This is a genomic window from Flavobacterium sp. FlaQc-49 (assembly GCF_044005985.1).
Taxonomy (GTDB): Bacteria; Bacteroidota; Bacteroidia; order Flavobacteriales; family Flavobacteriaceae; genus Flavobacterium; species Flavobacterium cupriresistens.
Genome location: NZ_JBIPCS010000004.1, coordinates 214,205 through 232,768 on the forward strand (window position 1 = coordinate 214,205; position 18,564 = coordinate 232,768).

Consider the following 18,564-nt stretch of genomic DNA (forward strand, 5'->3'; position numbering starts at 1 on the left):
CAAAACCAAACAATCAAGAGCATACTATGAAAATAAAACTACTTTTATTATTTTTAATTTTTGCGGGATTACAAATAGTACCAACTTATGCGCAAGGAGGGACTGTTAAAATTTCTAATTTAAGATATACAAATGGGAAATCTATACCAAATGGTTCACCTATTGAAATATATCAGGGAGAATCTGTATCAATAACTTTTGATTTAGATCTCAGTAATCCTCAATTGGTATTAAAAAAAGGCTATTTATACGTTTTCAGTAAGAAATCATCTTCAGAGAGTACTTCTTTACAATATGTTAACGTTGATTTTAATAATAATTTATTAAGCTCATGGTACAGTAAGGAATTTACAGTTTCAATGAATGCTTCGGCATTTAATGCTACAGGAGGAATATTCTATGGTCAATTTTCAGATTATGTAGGCGGAGGTTCAATTAGAGGAAATGTCATTCCTGTAAAAGTGATTCCTATTCCTGCAATACTTAATAATTCTATTTGGGGAAATCAAACAATCACTGAAGGGCAATCAGTAAACATAACTGGAAGTAACCCTTCTGGAGGTATTGGGAATTATAGTTTTGAGTGGCAAAAGAAAGATATAAATGGTGGTTGGGTTACTATTGCAGGTGCAAAAAGTAGTAGTTTATCCTCTGATACACCTTTTGTAAATACATCGTATAAAAGAATTGTAAAATCAGGCGTTCTTGGTCATTTTAGTAATGAAGTTGCTGTTACGGTAACTCCCGCTCCAATTATACTAAATAATACAATAACTTTAAATGGATCTACAATTCACGGTAGTTTACCAACAGGAGGGATTAATGTATATCAATATTCTTGGATTTTATGGGGAGGTGAAGAACCATATACTTTTCCACAGACGGGACAAGATTTTGAACTGACTAAAGATGTATATGACTATTTAAAATTATACCCTAATTTATCTATAAGCAGAATTGTGACCTCTGGTAGTCAAACAATGACTAGTGTTTCAGTTAAAATATTACCTATTGCTCCTGTAGGAAACAATACAATTTCAATTAGTGGTTCTACTATAACTGGTAGTCAGCCGACAGGAGGGAATAATTCATATCAATATTCTTGGATGTTAATGGGGGGTGAAGAACCATTTATTTTTCCAAATACAGGTCAAAGTTTTGAAATTACGGAGGATATTTATAATTATTTAAAGACCTATCCTGTTTTAAAGATACATAGAATAGTAACTTCGGGGAATCAAACTTCAGGTAGTAATTCTATTACAATTTTGCCTAAAGGGAGTTCTGCAAAAACAGCTATTGCAAGTGAAAAATCAGTTCCAACTGATGTAACCGTTTACCCAAACCCAACAACACAATCTGTAAACTTTACAACCAATTTCTCTGCCAACAAAGAAATTGAAATTACTATTTTTTCAGAAGGGTTAAGAGAAACTAAATCTATTTTTAGAGGAACAGTTACTCCAAATCAGGTAGTGAATTGGAATTTCCCTTCTAACTATCCAAAAGGGCTTTATTTCTATAAGATAATGGCAGATAATAAAGAAGTGAAATCCGGTAAGATTTCGTTTCAATAGGTTTTGTTTTTGATAATTTAAATTGTTTGACAAGATGAAAATACTAAAAATACTAAGAATAATTTTTACACTAATTCTGGGAGGAATGATGATTTTAGGAGGATTCAACAAGTTTGAATCTCCTAGTCCTGCTCCAACGGAAATGGTGGAAACCATAAAAAAAGGAGAAGAAGTAGCACCAAATACCGAAGTTCTGAAAATTCAAAATTATATTTTCGGGATGCAACAGACCAATTATTTTTGGCAGTTTTTGGGATTTGTCGAACTTTTAGCGGGTGTGTTGCTGATCAGTCAGCTGTTCTCGCTAATGGGAGCTATTATCGCCTTACCTGTTACGATTAACATTTTTCTGTTCCATTTGTTCTTAGAACCCAATGAGGTTGGAGAATTGGTTCAGATGTCCGGATTATTGCTTATCAACTTGGCTATAATTGGTTTTAGTTTTAAACTTTGGAAACCAATGTTATACAATAAAACGGCTTTAAAATTTAGTTAATCATTAGCTTTGTTTTTTTTATTTTTTTTTGAGAGAGGTTGGATTTATCCGGCCTCTTTTTTTGTTTTTATTTTAATCGTTAAAAAGAATTATAAATTAACGTTTAATCCTATCTTTGCAGCTGTTTTTTTAAGCGGAATTAATAGGAATTTTAAAGGCGGAAGTTTTTAGAAAACCAATCTTCAAATTTATAAGTACTAAGTGAATACAAAATCTTATTTCTTTCAGTCTTTTGCCATTGTAGCATTAGCATTCATAGCATTCATTGGATTTAAACAAATCTTACCGGATAAAATTTTTTCCGACAGTAAGATCGATTCCAAAAACATATTGATTGACAGCCTTCTTCTAGAGTCGGTGGCAAATGATTCGTTGTCTGCAGACGAAGACAGCATTTCTGAAGAAGAAAAAAGAGATGCAGGAGAAAATATCGTTTTTGATGAATCGGAAGGCATCGAATTCCCTTCAGAAACTTTTGAGGATTATAAAGGATTTCAATACCTGATTTCTTTTTACGAGAAATTATACCAGTTAGAGAAAAATCCACAAGCCAAAGTACGAATTGCATATTACGGGGATTCTATGACCGATGGTGATTTAATTGTACAAGACGTGCGAATGAAGTATCAGGAGCGCTTTGGAGGAACCGGAGTTGGTTTTGTTTCGATAATTTCAGAATCATCAGCATCGAGAGGTTCTGTAAAAACACTGTTTTCTAAAAACTGGAAAACACAATCTTACTTAAATGTAAAAAGACCCACAAGTCCTTTTGGAGTTAATGGACACGTATTCTTTGCCAATGACAGAGCCAATACAACCTGGGTTCAATACGAGGCAGGATTAAATAAATTTTCTACCGCCTTAGACAATCCAACTTTGTTTTATGGAAGAGGATCCAAAAAAGGAAATGTGAATTTCATTATCGGTAAAGATACCTTACGAAAAAGCCTTGTTCCGAATAATCTGGTAAATACTTTAAAAGTGACTTCAGGAAGTATAAAATCATTTAAAGCCAATTTTATAAAGGCGGATTCTATCCCTGTGTATGGTTTTAATTTTGATAACGGTAGCGGAGTTCACGTGGATAATTTTTCACAGAGAGGAAATTCAGGATTGCCGATTTCAACGTTTAATGCAGGCGTAATGCAAGCATTCAACAACAATCTAAAATACGATTTGATTGTTTTACATTATGGAACGAACGTCTTGAACTACGGAACCAAAAATTATTCGTGGTACCAAAGAGGAATGACAAAAACCATCAATAAAATAAAAGAATCATTCCCGGGAGTTTCTATTCTGATTGTTTCAACAGCAGATAAATCGACTAAATACGATCTTGAAATGAAGACCGATTCGGCTGTAGTTCCTTTAATGAGAGCGCAAAAAAGATACGCCCTAGATACAGAATCCGGATTTGTCAATTTGTATACTTTGATGGGAGGAGACGGATCGATGGTAAAATGGGTTGACGAATCGCCGGCAAGAGCCAATAAAGATTACACCCACTTTAATCAGCGTGGTGCAAAAGCAATCGGTAATTTATTATACAGTCAGTTAAATAAAGGATACGAAGAGTATAAAATTCTGCGTGAAAAACGAGAAAGAGGCGAGGGATCAAGACCCGTCAGAAAAACGAAGGCAGATTCCGTATCTGTCAAAAAAGATAGTATAGATGAATAGACTTATTATTTTCTTTTGTTGTTTCTTTTTTTCTACGAATGAAAAACCTCAAAAGACAGCACCACTTCCAATAACAAAAAGTATGACTCATAAAGTGGATACAACAGCGATTGATTCTTTTTCTGATGATCGGATTTATAATGCGAAAGAGTTAGAGATCGTTTTCCAAAAATTAAAGGATAACGAGAGTCAAAAGAATAAGAAGATTAATATTGTACATATCGGAGATTCTCACATTCAGAGCGATCTTATGACCAATGAAATCAGAAAGAGGCTTCAGCAGGAATTTGGTAATGGAGGTCGTGGTTTTGTTTTTCCATATCAGTTGGCCAAAACAAATGGTTCTTATAACGAACGTTTCAAGTCAAGCAAAGGCTGGGAAAGTTATCGAAACATTCACCCCGTGAGAAACAATCCCGTTGGTTTAAGTGGTATTGCACTTTGGAGGGATAATGGAGGTTTTGTAGTAGAGTTAAATGTGAAGGATGCGGCTTATAAATTCAATTCAATCCGAATCATAACCCCGAAAAATCAAGATATGTTTGATTTGGCAGTTTCGTCTAAAATCAATACCATCCAGACGAGTGAGCCAAAAGTCATCACGCATAAAATAAAAAAAGGAGAAGCACTTTCTACCATCGCAGACAAGTATAATGTTTCGGTTTCAGAACTAAAAAGAGACAATCATTTAAAGTCAAATGCAATTCGCGCCGGCAGAACGTTGAAAATTTCAACAAACGAAAAAAGAACAAGATCCGTTTCCGTATCAGAATTTGTTCCGTTACAGTTGCAATCCGATTCGTTTTCACATTATTATAATTCGGATAAAGCACTGGATAAAATTTTTCTGATTCCGAATAAAAGTGCCTCAAAATACGAGCTTAGCGGACTTGTTTTAGAAAAAGACGCTCCGGGATTATTGTACAGCAGCATTGGAGTAAATGGAGCCAAGTTTTCAGATTACAATAAATATCCCTTGTTTTTTGAGCAATTAAAAGCGCTTCATCCCGACATGCTGGTTTTTTCACTAGGAACAAACGAAAGCTATGATAAAATGGACGCCGCGGCTTACATACAACAGTTGCGTGAGTTTATTAGGAATGTGAAAGCACAAGGCATTAATGTTCCTATTATTGTCGCAACACCCCCTCCGTCTTTACTTAAAGCCAGAAGACCTAATACTTTTGTTGCCGATTATGCCCGACATATCATTGAAGTTTCTAAAACAGATGATTTTGCAGTTTGGGATTTATACGATGAATTTGGAGGTATAAATGGAGTCCGAAGATTAAGGACAGAAGGGTTAATAGGACCGGATTGGGTTCATTACTCTAAAAAAGGATACGAAAAACAAGGAAAATTGTTTGCCGAGGCATTTTTAAAAGCATACGATAATTTTAAATTAAAAAAATAAGTTGATAACAGTTAATAGCATAAATGATTGGTTTGTTCATAATTTTGGTGAAATAACCATCGAACAGGTTAAAGGTTGGTTTATATACAATCCCGAAGAAAAGTTACTGTTTAATACCGGTTTGTTTCTCGGATTGTTTTTGGTTTTTTATTTCGTTTACGCCTTTTTGCGTAAAACATTCTATTTGCGATTGACCTACGTGATATTGTTTTCGCTTTTCTTTTATTACAAGTCAAGCGGGATTTACTTTTTATTGTTACTGCTTTCTTCCGTAGTCGACTATGGTCTGAGTCAGATTATTTACAGACAAAAGAAAGACACAATCAAGAAAATTTACCTGGTGATAAGTGTTATTCTGAACTTGGGATTGCTGGGCTATTTTAAATACATGAACTTTATGATTGTGACCTACAATGATATGTTCAATGGTCATTTCCAACTTCACGATGTTTTCCTTCCGGTGGGGATTTCGTTTTATACTTTTCAGTCGATGAGTTATATCATTGAGATTTATCGGGAAGAAATCAAACCAACAAAAAATTACATCGAATATTTGTTTTTTGTTTCCTTCTTTCCACAATTAGTGGCAGGGCCAATTGTACGTGCCAAAGATTTTCTTCCTCAGATTTATCAAAAGCTGAATCTGACCAAAGAAGATGTAAACAATGCGTTGTTCCTTATTATTGGAGGATTAATTAAGAAAACCGTTATTTCCAATTACATCTCGGTAAACTTCGTGGATCGTGTTTTCGATACGCCGATGACCTATACATCATTTGAGAATTTGATGGCCTCTTATGGTTATGCGATTCAGATTTACTGTGACTTTTCAGGATATTCAGATATGGCAATCGGTATTGCTTTATTGTTAGGATTTAAGTTGCCGGCCAACTTTAGAACGCCGTACAAATCAACCTCCATTACCGATTTCTGGAGAAGATGGCACATTTCGTTGTCGACTTGGTTAAAAGACTTTTTGTATATCTCTATTGGAGGAAACCGAGAAGGATCTTTCGCAGGATATTTGTTCCCGAGTTTATTTTTCTTCGGATTGTTATTATGGGGAATTACAAACATCAATGTGAGTATAATTCCGTTAGTTATTGCGATTAGTTCAATTGTTGTTTTTGCGCTTACCTTTTTACTTTCAAACAAAAAAAGTCAAACCGCAGTAACCAATTTTAACTTGTTTACGACGATGCTTTTGGGTGGATTGTGGCACGGAGCAGGGGCACAGTTTATTATCTGGGGAGCTTTACACGGTTTAGCATTGGCGGTACACAAAATCTTTCTGGAATTTTTCCCGGCCAAAAAAGAAAGTAAAAGACCCGCTATTTGGACTTTTATTTCAATAGTTATAACCTTTCATTTCGTAGTCTTCTGTTGGATCTTTTTCCGCGCCAGAGACTTTGATACGGCTTTACAGGTAATCAATAATATCGGTCAATTAACTTTCGAACCGGAACAATGGAAAGCAATAGTTTTAGGATATAAAAATGTATTTCTTTTAATGCTGTTCGGTTATGTTTGGCATTTCTTACCGGAGTTATTCACCACAAAATTAAAATGGACTTTTGACAGAACACCATTGCTTTTAAAAGCGGTAGTCCTAGGTTTTGTTTACTGGATCGTTTACGCAACCGCAGTTGCAGGTTCACAACCTTTTATTTATTTCCAGTTTTAGGAGAATAGGTTTTTGAGCCACAAAGGTTCTGAGCTACAAAGGCGCAAAGTTTATTCTTTGCGCCTTTTTTTTATAATGTGAAAGAAAATAGTCTCAGTTTGCAGTTTCAGTTTACAGTTTGAAGTTGAGTTGTCGACTTATTTTTAACTTGATTTTTTTCACGCAGATTTTGCAGATTTTTTTTGTGTGGGATGAAAGACAAAATGGTTTTTAGTAGAGATAAGTAAATCAGCCCAATCTGCAAAATCTGCGTGCTAAAGAAGAACCTTTGCGTCCTTTTTTGTATAAAGTTTGAAAAAAAAAACAGTTTCAATTTACAGTTTCAGTTTACAGCGTCGGTTTTCAGTTTACAGTTGAAGAATAAATTTATTTCTGATTTGATTTTTTTCACGCAGATCTGGCAGATTGGGCTGATTTTTTTTGTGTGGGATGAAAGACAAAATGGTTTTTGTTAGATACAAGTAAAATCAGCCCAATCCGCAAAATCTGCGTGCTAAAGAAAAAACTTCGCGTCTTCGCGCCTTTGCGTGCAAAAAAAAAGCCCCTTACGGTCAAATTCCACACAAATACAAGAGCCAAAAAGCAATTTAAACCTGAGCAACAGTCACAGTTTACAGTCCCGGTTTCAACCTGAAACTTGAAACTTGAAACAAAAACTCCCCACCAACTTTGACACTAAATAAAAATTGCCTAAAATATCTAATTAGATTATCTTTGCAGCTCAAATAAAGAAAATAGTATGTTTGATAATTTAAGTGATAAGTTAGATAAAGCGTTCCATATATTAAAAGGACACGGGAAAATTACAGAAGTAAACGTTGCCGATACCTTGAAAGAAGTTCGTCGTGCCTTGTTAGATGCCGATGTTAACTTTAAAATTGCTAAAGATTTTACCACCAAAGTAAAAGAAAAAGCAATAGGTCAGGACGTTTTAACAACACTTCAGCCAGGTCAGTTATTAGTAAAGTTAGTAAAAGACGAACTAACCGAATTAATGGGTGGAGATGTTGCAGGAATTAATCTTTCCGGTACTCCGAGCATTATTTTAATGTCAGGATTGCAAGGATCAGGTAAAACAACTTTCTCTGGAAAATTAGCCAACTTTCTAAAAACAAAGAAAAATAAAAAACCACTTTTAGTAGCGTGTGATATCTACCGTCCTGCGGCGATTAACCAGTTACATGTAGTAGGAGATCAAATAGGGGTTGAGGTATACTCAGAACCGGAAAACAAAAATCCTGTAGAGATTGCGCAAAATGCAATCAAACATGCAAAAGCAAACGGTTTCAACGTTGTGATTGTCGATACAGCCGGACGTTTGGCAGTGGATCAGGAAATGATGGATGAAATTGCACGTGTTCATAAAGCAATTCAACCACAGGAGACTTTGTTCGTTGTAGATGCTATGACAGGACAAGATGCTGTAAACACCGCAAAAGCGTTCAACGATATCTTAAACTTTGATGGAGTTATCTTAACGAAATTAGACGGTGATACTCGTGGAGGAGCTGCAATCTCAATTAAATCGGTTGTAAACAAACCAATCAAATTTGTAGGTACCGGCGAGAAGATGGAAGCAATTGATGTTTTCTATCCGGATCGTATGGCAGAGCGTATCTTAGGTATGGGAGATGTTGTGTCTCTTGTAGAAAGAGCGCAAGAGCAATTTGATGAAGAAGAAGCCAGAAAACTTCAAAAGAAAATCGCTAAAAATGAATTTGGTTTTGACGATTTCCTGACGCAGATTCAACAAGTGAAAAAAATGGGTAATATGAAAGACCTGGTTGGAATGATTCCGGGAGCCTCAAAAGCCATGAAAGATGTTGAAATTGAAGATGATGCTTTCAAACATATCGAAGCTATCATCCACTCGATGACGCCAATCGAAAGAAGTAAACCTTCCCTAATCGACGTGAAAAGAAAAGCCAGAATTGCTAAAGGTTCCGGAACGAAAGTCGAGCAGGTAAATCAGTTGATGAAGCAGTTTGACCAAATGAGTAAGATGATGAAAATGATGCAAGGTCCGGGCGGAAAAAATCTGATGAAAATGATGGGAGGCATGAAAGGAATGCCAGGTGGAATGCCGAGATAAAATAAAAAAAGTTTCAAGTTTTAGGTTTCAAGTTTTGAGACCGGAATTTGGAACTTTTTTGCTATAATAATTAGAAGTTTCACTTTGAAACTTGAAACATTAAACTTGAAACAAAAACAATGCAACTACTAGACGGTAAAAAAACAGCTGAAGACATTAAAAACGAAATCGCAGCCGAAGTTCAATCAATAAAAGATGCTGGAGGAAAAGTACCTCATTTAGCAGCCGTTATTGTAGGGACAGACGGAGCAAGCTTAACTTACGTGGGAAGTAAAGTAAGATCTTGCCAGCAAATTGGCTTTGATTCTACTTTGGTAAGTTTACCTGAAGATATTACTGAGGAAGCGTTGTTGGCAAAAATCAAAGAATTAAACGAAGATGATGCACTTGACGGATATATCGTTCAATTGCCTTTGCCAAAACATATTGACGAGCAAAAAATCTTAATGGCGATTGATCCTATTAAGGACGTAGATGGTTTTCACCCAACTAATTTTGGAAAAATGGCTTTAGAAATGGATACTTTCATTCCGGCAACGCCATTTGGAATTATGCAATTATTGGAGCGTTATAAAATTGATACAGCCGGTAAGCATACCGTAGTAATTGGAAGAAGCCATATCGTAGGACGTCCAATGAGTATCTTGATGAGCCGTAAAGGAAATCCGGGAGATTCAACCGTAACGTTAACCCACAGCAGAACTAAAAACATAGAAGAGTTTACCAGAAATGCAGATATTATTATCACTGCTTTAGGAGTTCCAAATTACCTGAAAGCAGATATGGTAAAAGACGGAGTGGTAGTAATTGACGTTGGAATTACAAGAGTAGACGATGCTTCACATCCAAAAGGATATATTATCACCGGTGATGTTGATTTTGACGGAGTAAGTAAAAAAGCTTCCTATATTACACCTGTTCCGGGAGGAGTAGGACCAATGACTATTGCAATGTTACTTCAAAATACGCTTTTAGCACGTAAAATGAGAAACGCAAAATAAGAGTTAAAAAGACTTAGATGTCAATAAAGAAAGTCCATCCATTGTGATGGGCTTTTTCTTTTATCGACTAGTCTTGGTCTCAGTTTTCAGTCCCAGTTTCCGTCCCAGTTTCCGTCCCAGTTGAAACATGAAACATGAAACATGAAACATGAAACATGAAACAAAAAAAAACCGCTTCCAATGAAACGGCTCTTTGTTATATAGACACTCTTGTAACTCCTACTTTAAGATGCGGAAGTTTTTTACGAAGTCTTTGTATTTATCACTTAGGGTGATTTTATGATTTCCTTTTAAGATAACCAGATTGTCATTTACAATTATTTCTTCAATTTTTGTCGCGTTTACGATGTAGTTGCGATGGGTTTGAAAAAATTTAGTTTCATCTAACAGCTGAATAATCTTAGTTAAAGAAATTAGAATGACAAATTTTTCAACATCGGTTATAATGTTGCAATATCGATCTTCTACTTCAATGTAGACAATATCCTCAATGCGGACTTTCTTTAAAGCTTTATTTTTTTTGATAAAAAGTGATTCATTGCTGATCACGGTATTCTGATCTTCACTATGAAATACATTGGTCTGTCCGTAGAATTTCTCTACAGCCATTTCCAGCGCATACAAAATTTCGAGCTCATTGAATGGTTTTAGTAAAAAACTAAACGGTTTGGTCAACTTGGCTCTTTCAAAAATTTGGCGATCCTTAGAACTGGTTAAAAAAACAAAGGGTTTTATACCGTTCGGAACAATGGTAATCGTCTCGGCAAAAGTAATTCCATCCGGATTTCCGTTGAGAAAAACATCGATCACAACAATATCAATCACATTGTTGTAAAATAGCGTCAGCGCTTCGCTGTAGGATGTTGCAATTCCAACAATATTGTAATTATTCTCGGTAAGCACTTTTACAAGCGCATCACTTTCCGCAGGAGTGTCTTCGATAATAAGTACATTAATATTATCCATGATTTTTAAACTTTTGCAAGGCAATGATTATTTTCGTCCCTACGTTTTCTTCGCTTTCTATGTCCAATTTTCCACCATTTTTATGAATCAGGCTTTTGCACAACTGCATTCCTAAGCCGGTTCCAATGATGTCGTCATTTTTCTTTTTAGAAAGTAAAACAGTTTCTTTTAATAATTCTTCTCTGCTTGCATTGCTCATTCCTAATCCCGTGTCTTCAATTACTAAATAACAAAAGTCTTCGGTTGAAGGGCGCGAGTAGACCGAAATCGTTCCGTTTTCTTTAGAGAATTTAATCGCATTATCTAAAAAATTCCGAATGATGATCTTAAGCGAATCCAAATCAGCAAATACATACTCTGATGGCGTTACTTCATTTTTATAACTTAGCTTTTTATCCAGCATCAAAGGCTTGTAGTTGTACTCTACATGTTGCACGATCGATACCAAATGCAACGATTCCTGATAAAAGTAGGCTTGTTGGGTTTGCAACAAAGCCCAATTGAGCAGGTTGTCTAACAGATTGTAAGCACCTGCAGCAATAGTACTGTTGTTGTGTAGCAAGACATCAAGTTCTGTATACTTTTTGTTTTCCAGATTCTCGATTAGTTTACCATTACTTACTTTTAAAGCATTTACCGAAGAGCGTAAGTCATGACTTACGATAGAAAACAGTTTGTCTTTTGTAGCGTTCAACTCATCCAGTTCGTTTTTCTGCGCTAGGATGATTTTGTTGCTTTTGATCTTTTGTCTGTAAAAATAAACACCGGCACCCAACAATACCAGCAATAAAACCGAAGAAATGAGAAACCCATTTCTTTCGGCTTTTTTTACTTTATTCTCGGCTTCGAGTATGTTTACTTCTTTTTGCTTTTGTTTGACGGCAAATTTCTTTTCGAGATCTGCAATCGCCCAGACTTTGTTTTGATCGTTTAAGGAATCTTTCCAGGCCTCGTACTCTTTTCTATAGGTTAAAGCTAAGGGGAAGTTTTTTCTGTTTTCTTCAACAACTGCCATATTCATTGCTGTTGCCCTTTTTAAATTAAAAGATTTTACTTTTTTAGATAAATGGTACGCTTTTTCATAGTAAGGAATTGCTAAATTATCTTTGTATTGTTCATAATACAAAGTTGCAATATCTAAATAAGATTCAACAACCAATATTGTATCTTTTTCAACCTCATTTAACTTAGAATTTTTTAGTAAATATTCTTCAGCTTTATCAAATTTCTTAAGATGCAAATAACACAATCCGATGTTTTTTAAAACATTACTTCTGTTAAAGTCATACGAACCCGAATTTGGAAGCTTTTGGATTTCCTCAAAATAATGTAATGCAGTTTTAAATTGATTCTGATTTAAAGCAATTTCACCTAACTTGAGTTTCACCTTATAATAAAAGGCAAATTTTACTGAAACTAAATTAAATTCACGCTTAGCCTCTTCTAAAAGTTTTTTCTGGGTAAAACTTACCCCTCTAAAATAATGACAGTAGTCATTTAACTCTGTTACAGGAAGCCTGTTTAGTTGCTTCATAGAGTATACTAATGTTGAATCCCAATTTTCTTCTAAAAAAAAAGATTGCGCTTTTTTAAAATTGACTTCTTTATTGAATTCAATTACTTTTTTTTTAAGCTGAAAACTTAATGATTCATTGTTTTTCTTTTGAGAAAAAAGAATAAAAGGAAAAACTATTAATATACATATATAAATAATTTTATTCATTTGTATATCCAATTTAAATTCATTCAAATACAATTGTGAAAGTACTAAGTTGGTCTCACGATTGTTTCTGTTCCTCTTGATGATATCGGATCAATATCCCAAAGAAAAGTTTGAATTGTTTCTACATCAGAAAGGTTTCCTGGAAATATATCTTGTTTGGCATGAAAATCAATTTCATAAATAGTAAAGTCTTTTGATATTTTTTCCGGCATATCATAAGCAATAAAAAATTGTAATTGTGATTTTCCATTCATGTCAACATAACAATTTTGGAAGATAGAGCAAGTGAAGGTCTCATTTTGTGAAACATTTACATCAACATAAACAACCGCTCTTGCTGTAAGTATGTTTTTATCAGCGTTGTAATATGCTTCGACATAAGGAGCCAAAATTCCTTCCGTTTTTCTTTTCGGAAATGAAACACTTCCTACTGAAGTATACGTTTTGTCATCGATAATTTCTATCCCCGGAGGATTAATAGTGGCAACAGGCGATTTTAAAAGAGTTTTTTCCATGGTTTTTGTTTTTGGGTTAAATTATATTCGTTCCTTATGTTTTTAAGAAATTGGCTGATTAGGCAAACATAAAAAAGGGGGTTTTTCAGAAATCAAATATAGTAAAGATATTCTTAATAAGTTTTTAATGTTTACAATAAGTGCAATTAATTAACAATTGTTTCTTCTTTTTTTATAAATATAAAGTTAACAAACGCAATTTGTAAAGAGAATAACACTAACTCGTTTAAGAAAAAATCCCACTCGTTTAGAATGGGATCGGAGCTTTATTTTTTTTCGTTTATAAACTCATAGTATAACGCTTTAGATAAAAAAGAATCTCTTTGATGGCTCTGAATTTCACCCTCTCTGGGGTCATGTACAAATAGGACGTTTAAATCGTTTTGTAAAAAGTACGCTCTGCGAGTCTCATCGTTAAAGTTTAAATTGCTCAGGAATCGGGGTTCCACTCCTTTGTTTACCGAAATATTGTAGGTTGTAATCAGATTTCCCCAATTGACAAAACTGCATAAAAGAACTGTGCCATAAAAATACCAAACCATCTGATTGAAAAGATAGGCATTTGTTTTTTGTTTTATTATTTTTAAAAACGCATAAACCAATCCGATAATCGCCAGTATCAAAAAGGCGTATACTCCTAATCTTTTATAAGTTAATCCAAAGAAGGAAACATATTCTGAGTTTTTAATAATGGTGCTGACGATTAATACTCCGTTTAAAACAATCCATAGTTTGGCTAAGCGTTTCAGATTTGTTGCTTTTTCATCAAAATTAAATCCGCCTTTAAAATAAAATAAGATCACACCAACAGCCATAAGTATAGAAAAAATAACCGAATTTACGCGCTCATGTGTGTCGGCGCTTAGTTGTGTTGTTTTTACTACTTCAAAAAACTGTTCATAATTGTAGGTTCCTATAAAAATCAATAACAACACATTTAAAAGTAGTAAAGTAATTTCCCCGCTTTTTCGTTCAAACTCTAAATCCAGAAAGGAAAAGGTATTTTGATTTTCAATTTCAATTGTGGTATCAAAATCATTATCTAACATGGAATTCTTTTCGTAACAGATCTCCGGTACCCAATAATTCCAGAAAGAAAAAGAAATGTAAAAGCCTAAACAAGCAATCACAATAAGGTGTAAAATATCAATGTCTAACTTATAATCGGTAAACAAAGCCGAAAAATGATCGCTTCCGAAAGAATATACCACAAAGAATAGCATTAGGAAAATGGCTGGAATCAGAACATAAGCGATTAGTTTTTTGGCTAAATTATTACTGACTTTTCGTTGTGGAAGCCATTGGCTAAACATTAAAACTCTCCCTAATGAAGCAAAGCCATTCAGGAATATCAGCGGAAAAATCTGAATCATTTTCAGTTCGGTTTCCTGCGTTTTGAACTGCAGAAAAAGGACAGACAGTACTAAGGCCAAAAAAGAAACAAAATCACCATACCACGCAAAAGCAATGCAGGAGAGCACCGATGTAATCACTAAAACCAAATGGGAACGATCTAAAAACCGATCCTGAAAGCAATACGAAATCAGACCCGTTAAGACCATACCAAAAATAGCGAGATTAACGCCTAGGGCCTCGTTGTAAAAAAGCAGTATAAATAGCATACTGCTGACTAAGATAAAATGGATTTTTTTCATGATTAAAAATTTTAAAAGTACTTTGTATTTCAAAGTAAATGGATAAAAAAATAGAGTTATTAGAATTTCATTAATTTTTCGAGGCTATTCAAATGTTCTTTAAAAGCGGCACGCCCCAGATCAGTAACGCTATAGGATGTTTTAGGCTTCTTGCCTACGAATTCTTTTTTAATTTCAATGTATTGCGCTTTTTCAAGAGCAGCAGAATGACTTGCTAAATTACCATCGGTGATGTTCAAAAGCATCTTCATTTCGGTGAAATCAATCCACTCGTTTACAATCAGAATAGACATTATACCTAATCTGACACGGCTTTCGAAATCTTTATTTAATTTATCAATGATTCCCATTGGTTTATTTGTATTTTCTGAACATGACTAATCCGTATATAATATGCAAAATACCAAATCCTAAAATCCAAAAAATCAAACCGTATCCCAGGTAAAACAAAGAGAAAAATCCTAAAACTAATTCACAAAACCCCAAATATTTCACATCCGAAAAAGTATATTTTTCAGCATTTACAAGAGCCAGACCGTAGAAAATTAAAGTGGTTGGTGCGATTAACACATATATTTCATGATAGAGTAGTGCTAGACAAAAAATCCCTCCGGCCAGTAACGGAACGGCTAAATTAAACAGCAAATTTTTGCTGGCTGTTGTCCAGATTGGCAAATTGTGCTTTTTGCTCTTGCGAAGTGTAAAAAACACCCCAAACGTCAAGGCCGACATTAATATTGCTAAACCGATAACAATTAGTTCTGAAACCAGATTAAAGGAATACAATCGGTCTCCATCGTCAAAAGTATCCAGACCATTAGCTTTAAGCAATTGATAAACATACAATCCTCCAATTAAAGCGGAAAGCCCTGCGAAAACTCCTGAGAGTCCGCTTAAGGATATAAATCTTGAAGAACGCTCCATCATGGAACGAATATGCGATAAATCTTCTTGGTGCTTCTGATTCATAATTAAAGTACTTTGTACTGCAAAGTTATATTTTATTCTGAAATGACAAACATTTATTTCATTTTTTTTAGTTACAATTAAAAACAACAAAGCCCGTTCGACAGAACAGGCTTTGTTTATTGCGATTTTAGAATGTATCGTCTCTTAGTTTTTTAAAACCATCTTTTTCTTTTGAACAAAAAGACACCAAAAACAGATAAAATAATGGATACAAAAAGGAGGATCCAAATACCGTACTGACTTTCTTCCAAACCGTTCGGAACGTTCATCCCGTACAAACTGGCGATTAAAGTTGGGATCATTAGGATAATCGAAATAGAAGTCATCTGTTTCATAATATTATTCATATTGTTGGAAATTACGGAAGCATAGGCATCCATCATTCCGGTAAGAATGTTGCTGTAAATATTAGCCGTATCTTGTGCCTGGCTCAATTCGATTTCAACATCTTCCAATAAATCCAAATCATAATGGGCTTTTTGAGCTTTTAAATTTCTGATGCGATGAAACAAAACATCATTTCCTTTTAAAGAAGTAATAAAAAACACCAAGCACTTTTCGATCTGAAGCAAGGCTTGTAACTCTTCGTTTTTTATAGATTTCTCTAAATTATCTTCTGCCAGTTTTATTTTCTGATTGATTTGTTTCAGATACTTTAAATACCAAATACTGGAAGACAATAATAGCCTTAGTACCAAGTCAAAATTATCTTTTATCTCAATGTTTTTTCTTTGGGTATAGACGACAAAGTCAGACATGATTTCTGTTTCATAAAAGCTGATGGTAACGCAGATGTCTTCTTTGAAAATTAATCCGACCGGAACAGTCTGAAAAGGTAATTTTACATCATTGCTTTTTATGGGAACACGCAGAATAAACAAAGTCCAGCCATCCTCGGCTTCCATGCGGGGTCTTTCGTCAATGTCTTCAATATCATTGTAAAAGGCTTCTGGAATTTGCAGCTCTTCTAATAAGTATTTTTTTTCTTCGAGGGTTGGAGATTCAATGCTAATCCAGCAATTCGGAATCCATTCTTTGATCTCGATTAATCCGTTGTTATTATTTTTGTAAAAGGCTTTCATTTCAAAATACAGGGTTTTATCATAGCATTTTGAAAGAATTCAAAAGCTATTTTCAGTTTAACACTAACGAATAATAATCGTCCATTGGAGAAGTTTTTTTTAAGTGTTGCAAAAGTATCCTTTATTTTTAAAACCCGAAACTTTAAACTATTAATTATATATTAAAATAAAGAAGCCCATCAAATGATGGGCTTCCATATAGTCTAAAGATTGGAATTTAGAATTTCAAGACTTGGAATTTGAAACTTCAAGACTTGGAATTTGGAATTTCAAAGAATTGGAATTTCATTTCTTAGTAGTCTCCCTTTTTCTTAAACCTAGGATCATGTTCCGATATGAACTCTGTTCTGCGTTTTGGAGCTTCAGCTTTTGGTAAACTGGCTTCTTCCGTTTTACTGGAGGGTTCGATTAAATGATTGAGTTCTTTAATCTCATCATCCGTAAGATCACGGTAGCGACCAACAGGAATATCCAATGAAATATTGATAATTCGGATTCGTTTTAGTGCCGTTACATCATAACCTAAATACTCCGTCATTCTTCTAATCTGACGGTTCAAACCTTGTGTCAGTATAATTTTGAAAGTGTATTTGCTGATCTGCTCTACTTTACATTTTCGGGTAACGGTATCCAGAATCGGAACACCATTTCCCATGCGTTGTATAAAACGATCCGTAATCGGTTTGTTTACCGTTACCGTATATTCTTTTTCGTGATTGTTTCGGGCGCGTAAAATTTTATTTACGATATCACCGTCATTCGTCATAAAGATCAATCCCTCACTGGCTTTATCCAATCTTCCGATAGGAAAAATACGTTTAGGGTAATTGATATAATCGACAATATTATTTCTAACTTCCAGATTAGTCGTACATTCAATTCCAACAGGTTTGTTGAATGCCAGATAGACCAACTTTTCGTGTTTCTCAACGATTAACTTTCCGTCGATGCGTACTTCATCGTGCGGAGAAACTTTTGTCCCCATTTCAGGTACAACTCCATTTATAGTTACACGCCCTTCTTCGATAAGTTTATCGGCTTCACGACGGGAACAATAACCGGTTTCCCCAATAAATTTATTAAGACGTTTTAAATTCTCTTCCATACTGCAAAAGTAGTCAAAATTACCGGAAAAGAGAAGAGGGGGGTAAATTCCAAAAATTCCAAAAATTCCAATTCTTTGAAATTCCAAATTCCAATGTTCTTGAAATTTCAAGTTTCAAGTTTCAGGTTTTTGGTATGTAGGAAACTCGTCGGGATTTAGGGCAGTTGTTTTTGGCTTTAGTTGGAGTTTGTTTTAGAAACCTTTGAGCCTTTGTTTCTTTGCTACTTTGAGCCCTTACTCATCGATTGTGAAATTTAAAACTGTCTTTTGGTGCTTCTTTGCGGTCGAACATTCCGTAATCGCGACTCACATTGGCAATTCGCAAATGATACTCCTTGAAGATCTCTTCGCGTCCTATTGTTTGTGCAAATCGATGCATTTCAAGATTTCGCCATTGTAAAATACTTTCCTCGTCTTTCCAGAAAGATAAAGACAGGACTTTTTCGGGATCATTAAAACTTTGAAAGCGTTCTATAGAGATAAAGCCTTCTATAGTGTCCAATTCGGGTCTTAATTTTCCTGCAATGTCAAGGTATGCTTCTTTTTTCCCTTCGTTGGGAATGACTTCAAAAATTACTGCTATCATGTTGTTGTTTTTTAAA

Annotated in this window: 16 protein-coding genes; 7 read left to right on the top strand and 9 right to left on the bottom strand. The window is 34.6% G+C overall.

What is annotated here, in order from left to right:
• Positions 1–26: 26 nt before the first annotated feature.
• The 7 genes from ACHRV3_RS10495 (at position 27) to ACHRV3_RS10525 (ending at position 9,947) form a co-directional block, all read left to right on the top strand.
• Complete coding sequence (locus ACHRV3_RS10495; protein WP_395434593.1) at positions 27–1,577, top strand: T9SS type A sorting domain-containing protein; 1,551 nt, start codon at positions 27–29, stop codon at positions 1,575–1,577.
• Positions 1,578–1,611: 34 nt separating this feature from the next.
• Complete coding sequence (locus tag ACHRV3_RS10500; protein ID WP_395434594.1) at positions 1,612–2,073, top strand: DoxX protein; 462 nt, start codon at positions 1,612–1,614, stop codon at positions 2,071–2,073.
• Between the two features lie 201 nt (positions 2,074–2,274).
• The gene (locus tag ACHRV3_RS10505; RefSeq protein ID WP_395434595.1) at positions 2,275–3,756 is read left to right on the top strand and encodes an SGNH/GDSL hydrolase family protein; all 1,482 of its coding nucleotides are present in this window, start codon (positions 2,275–2,277) and stop codon (positions 3,754–3,756) included.
• A gap of 82 nt (positions 3,757–3,838) precedes the next feature.
• Positions 3,839–5,170 (top strand): GDSL-type esterase/lipase family protein, encoded by a 1,332-nt coding sequence (locus ACHRV3_RS10510; RefSeq protein ID WP_395434596.1) that lies wholly within the window; start codon positions 3,839–3,841, stop codon positions 5,168–5,170.
• Position 5,171: 1 nt separating this feature from the next.
• Positions 5,172–6,854, top strand: a complete 1,683-nt coding sequence (locus tag ACHRV3_RS10515) for an MBOAT family protein (protein WP_047774129.1) — start codon at positions 5,172–5,174, stop codon at positions 6,852–6,854.
• 739 nt (positions 6,855–7,593) lie between these two features.
• Positions 7,594–8,946: a signal recognition particle protein gene (ffh, locus tag ACHRV3_RS10520; protein ID WP_047774126.1), complete on the top strand. Its 1,353-nt coding sequence runs from the start codon at positions 7,594–7,596 to the stop codon at positions 8,944–8,946.
• Between the two features lie 119 nt (positions 8,947–9,065).
• A complete protein-coding gene (locus ACHRV3_RS10525) occupies positions 9,066–9,947 on the top strand; it encodes a bifunctional 5,10-methylenetetrahydrofolate dehydrogenase/5,10-methenyltetrahydrofolate cyclohydrolase (protein ID WP_047774125.1) in 882 nt (293 codons plus the stop codon).
• A 219-nt stretch (positions 9,948–10,166) separates the two neighbouring features.
• Here ACHRV3_RS10525 and ACHRV3_RS10530 read toward each other — a convergent pair whose 3' ends face one another.
• From ACHRV3_RS10530 to ACHRV3_RS10570, 9 genes are all read right to left on the bottom strand, one after another.
• The gene (locus ACHRV3_RS10530) at positions 10,167–10,913 is read right to left on the bottom strand and encodes a LytTR family DNA-binding domain-containing protein (RefSeq protein WP_047774123.1); all 747 of its coding nucleotides are present in this window, start codon (positions 10,911–10,913) and stop codon (positions 10,167–10,169) included.
• The gene (locus ACHRV3_RS10535) at positions 10,906–12,636 is read right to left on the bottom strand and encodes an ATP-binding protein (RefSeq protein ID WP_395434597.1); all 1,731 of its coding nucleotides are present in this window, start codon (positions 12,634–12,636) and stop codon (positions 10,906–10,908) included. The genes ACHRV3_RS10530 and ACHRV3_RS10535 overlap by 8 nt, the downstream gene beginning before the upstream one ends.
• 44 nt (positions 12,637–12,680) lie before the next feature.
• A complete protein-coding gene (locus ACHRV3_RS10540) occupies positions 12,681–13,151 on the bottom strand; it encodes a hypothetical protein (RefSeq protein ID WP_047774120.1) in 471 nt (156 codons plus the stop codon).
• A gap of 266 nt (positions 13,152–13,417) precedes the next feature.
• Positions 13,418–14,806: a DUF4173 domain-containing protein gene (locus tag ACHRV3_RS10545; protein ID WP_395434598.1), complete on the bottom strand. Its 1,389-nt coding sequence runs from the start codon at positions 14,804–14,806 to the stop codon at positions 13,418–13,420.
• Positions 14,807–14,865: 59 nt separating this feature from the next.
• A complete protein-coding gene (locus ACHRV3_RS10550; RefSeq protein WP_395434599.1) occupies positions 14,866–15,156 on the bottom strand; it encodes a winged helix-turn-helix domain-containing protein in 291 nt (96 codons plus the stop codon).
• A 4-nt stretch (positions 15,157–15,160) separates the two neighbouring features.
• Positions 15,161–15,775 (bottom strand): hypothetical protein, encoded by a 615-nt coding sequence (locus ACHRV3_RS10555; protein ID WP_395434600.1) that lies wholly within the window; start codon positions 15,773–15,775, stop codon positions 15,161–15,163.
• Between the two features lie 152 nt (positions 15,776–15,927).
• Entirely contained in the window at positions 15,928–16,857 is a 930-nt protein-coding gene (locus ACHRV3_RS10560; protein ID WP_230003190.1) for a magnesium transporter CorA family protein, read from the bottom strand.
• A 292-nt stretch (positions 16,858–17,149) separates the two neighbouring features.
• On the bottom strand, positions 17,150–17,962 hold the full coding sequence (rluF, locus tag ACHRV3_RS10565; RefSeq protein ID WP_047774461.1) for a 23S rRNA pseudouridine(2604) synthase RluF: 813 nt from the start codon (positions 17,960–17,962) through the stop codon (positions 17,150–17,152).
• Positions 17,963–18,200: 238 nt separating this feature from the next.
• Positions 18,201–18,548: an antibiotic biosynthesis monooxygenase family protein gene (locus ACHRV3_RS10570; protein WP_395434601.1), complete on the bottom strand. Its 348-nt coding sequence runs from the start codon at positions 18,546–18,548 to the stop codon at positions 18,201–18,203.
• Between the last annotated feature and the right edge of the window lie 16 nt (positions 18,549–18,564).

What these genes read in the sequence shown, in the direction of transcription:
- ACHRV3_RS10495 (WP_395434593.1), top strand. Translation starts at nt 27, where the DNA reads ATGAAAATAAAACTACTTTTATTATTTTTAATTTTTGCGGGATTACAA.
- ACHRV3_RS10500 (WP_395434594.1), top strand. Translation starts at nt 1,612, where the DNA reads ATGAAAATACTAAAAATACTAAGAATAATTTTTACACTAATTCTGGGA.
- ACHRV3_RS10510 (WP_395434596.1), top strand. Translation starts at nt 3,839, where the DNA reads ATGACTCATAAAGTGGATACAACAGCGATTGATTCTTTTTCTGATGAT.
- ffh (WP_047774126.1), top strand. Translation starts at nt 7,594, where the DNA reads ATGTTTGATAATTTAAGTGATAAGTTAGATAAAGCGTTCCATATATTA.
- ACHRV3_RS10525 (WP_047774125.1), top strand. Translation starts at nt 9,066, where the DNA reads ATGCAACTACTAGACGGTAAAAAAACAGCTGAAGACATTAAAAACGAA.
- ACHRV3_RS10530 (WP_047774123.1), bottom strand. Translation starts at nt 10,913, where the DNA reads ATGGATAATATTAATGTACTTATTATCGAAGACACTCCTGCGGAAAGT.
- ACHRV3_RS10535 (WP_395434597.1), bottom strand. Translation starts at nt 12,636, where the DNA reads ATGAATAAAATTATTTATATATGTATATTAATAGTTTTTCCTTTTATT.
- ACHRV3_RS10540 (WP_047774120.1), bottom strand. Translation starts at nt 13,151, where the DNA reads ATGGAAAAAACTCTTTTAAAATCGCCTGTTGCCACTATTAATCCTCCG.
- ACHRV3_RS10545 (WP_395434598.1), bottom strand. Translation starts at nt 14,806, where the DNA reads ATGAAAAAAATCCATTTTATCTTAGTCAGCAGTATGCTATTTATACTG.
- ACHRV3_RS10550 (WP_395434599.1), bottom strand. Translation starts at nt 15,156, where the DNA reads ATGGGAATCATTGATAAATTAAATAAAGATTTCGAAAGCCGTGTCAGA.
- ACHRV3_RS10555 (WP_395434600.1), bottom strand. Translation starts at nt 15,775, where the DNA reads ATGAATCAGAAGCACCAAGAAGATTTATCGCATATTCGTTCCATGATG.
- ACHRV3_RS10560 (WP_230003190.1), bottom strand. Translation starts at nt 16,857, where the DNA reads ATGAAAGCCTTTTACAAAAATAATAACAACGGATTAATCGAGATCAAA.
- rluF (WP_047774461.1), bottom strand. Translation starts at nt 17,962, where the DNA reads ATGGAAGAGAATTTAAAACGTCTTAATAAATTTATTGGGGAAACCGGT.
- ACHRV3_RS10570 (WP_395434601.1), bottom strand. Translation starts at nt 18,548, where the DNA reads ATGATAGCAGTAATTTTTGAAGTCATTCCCAACGAAGGGAAAAAAGAA.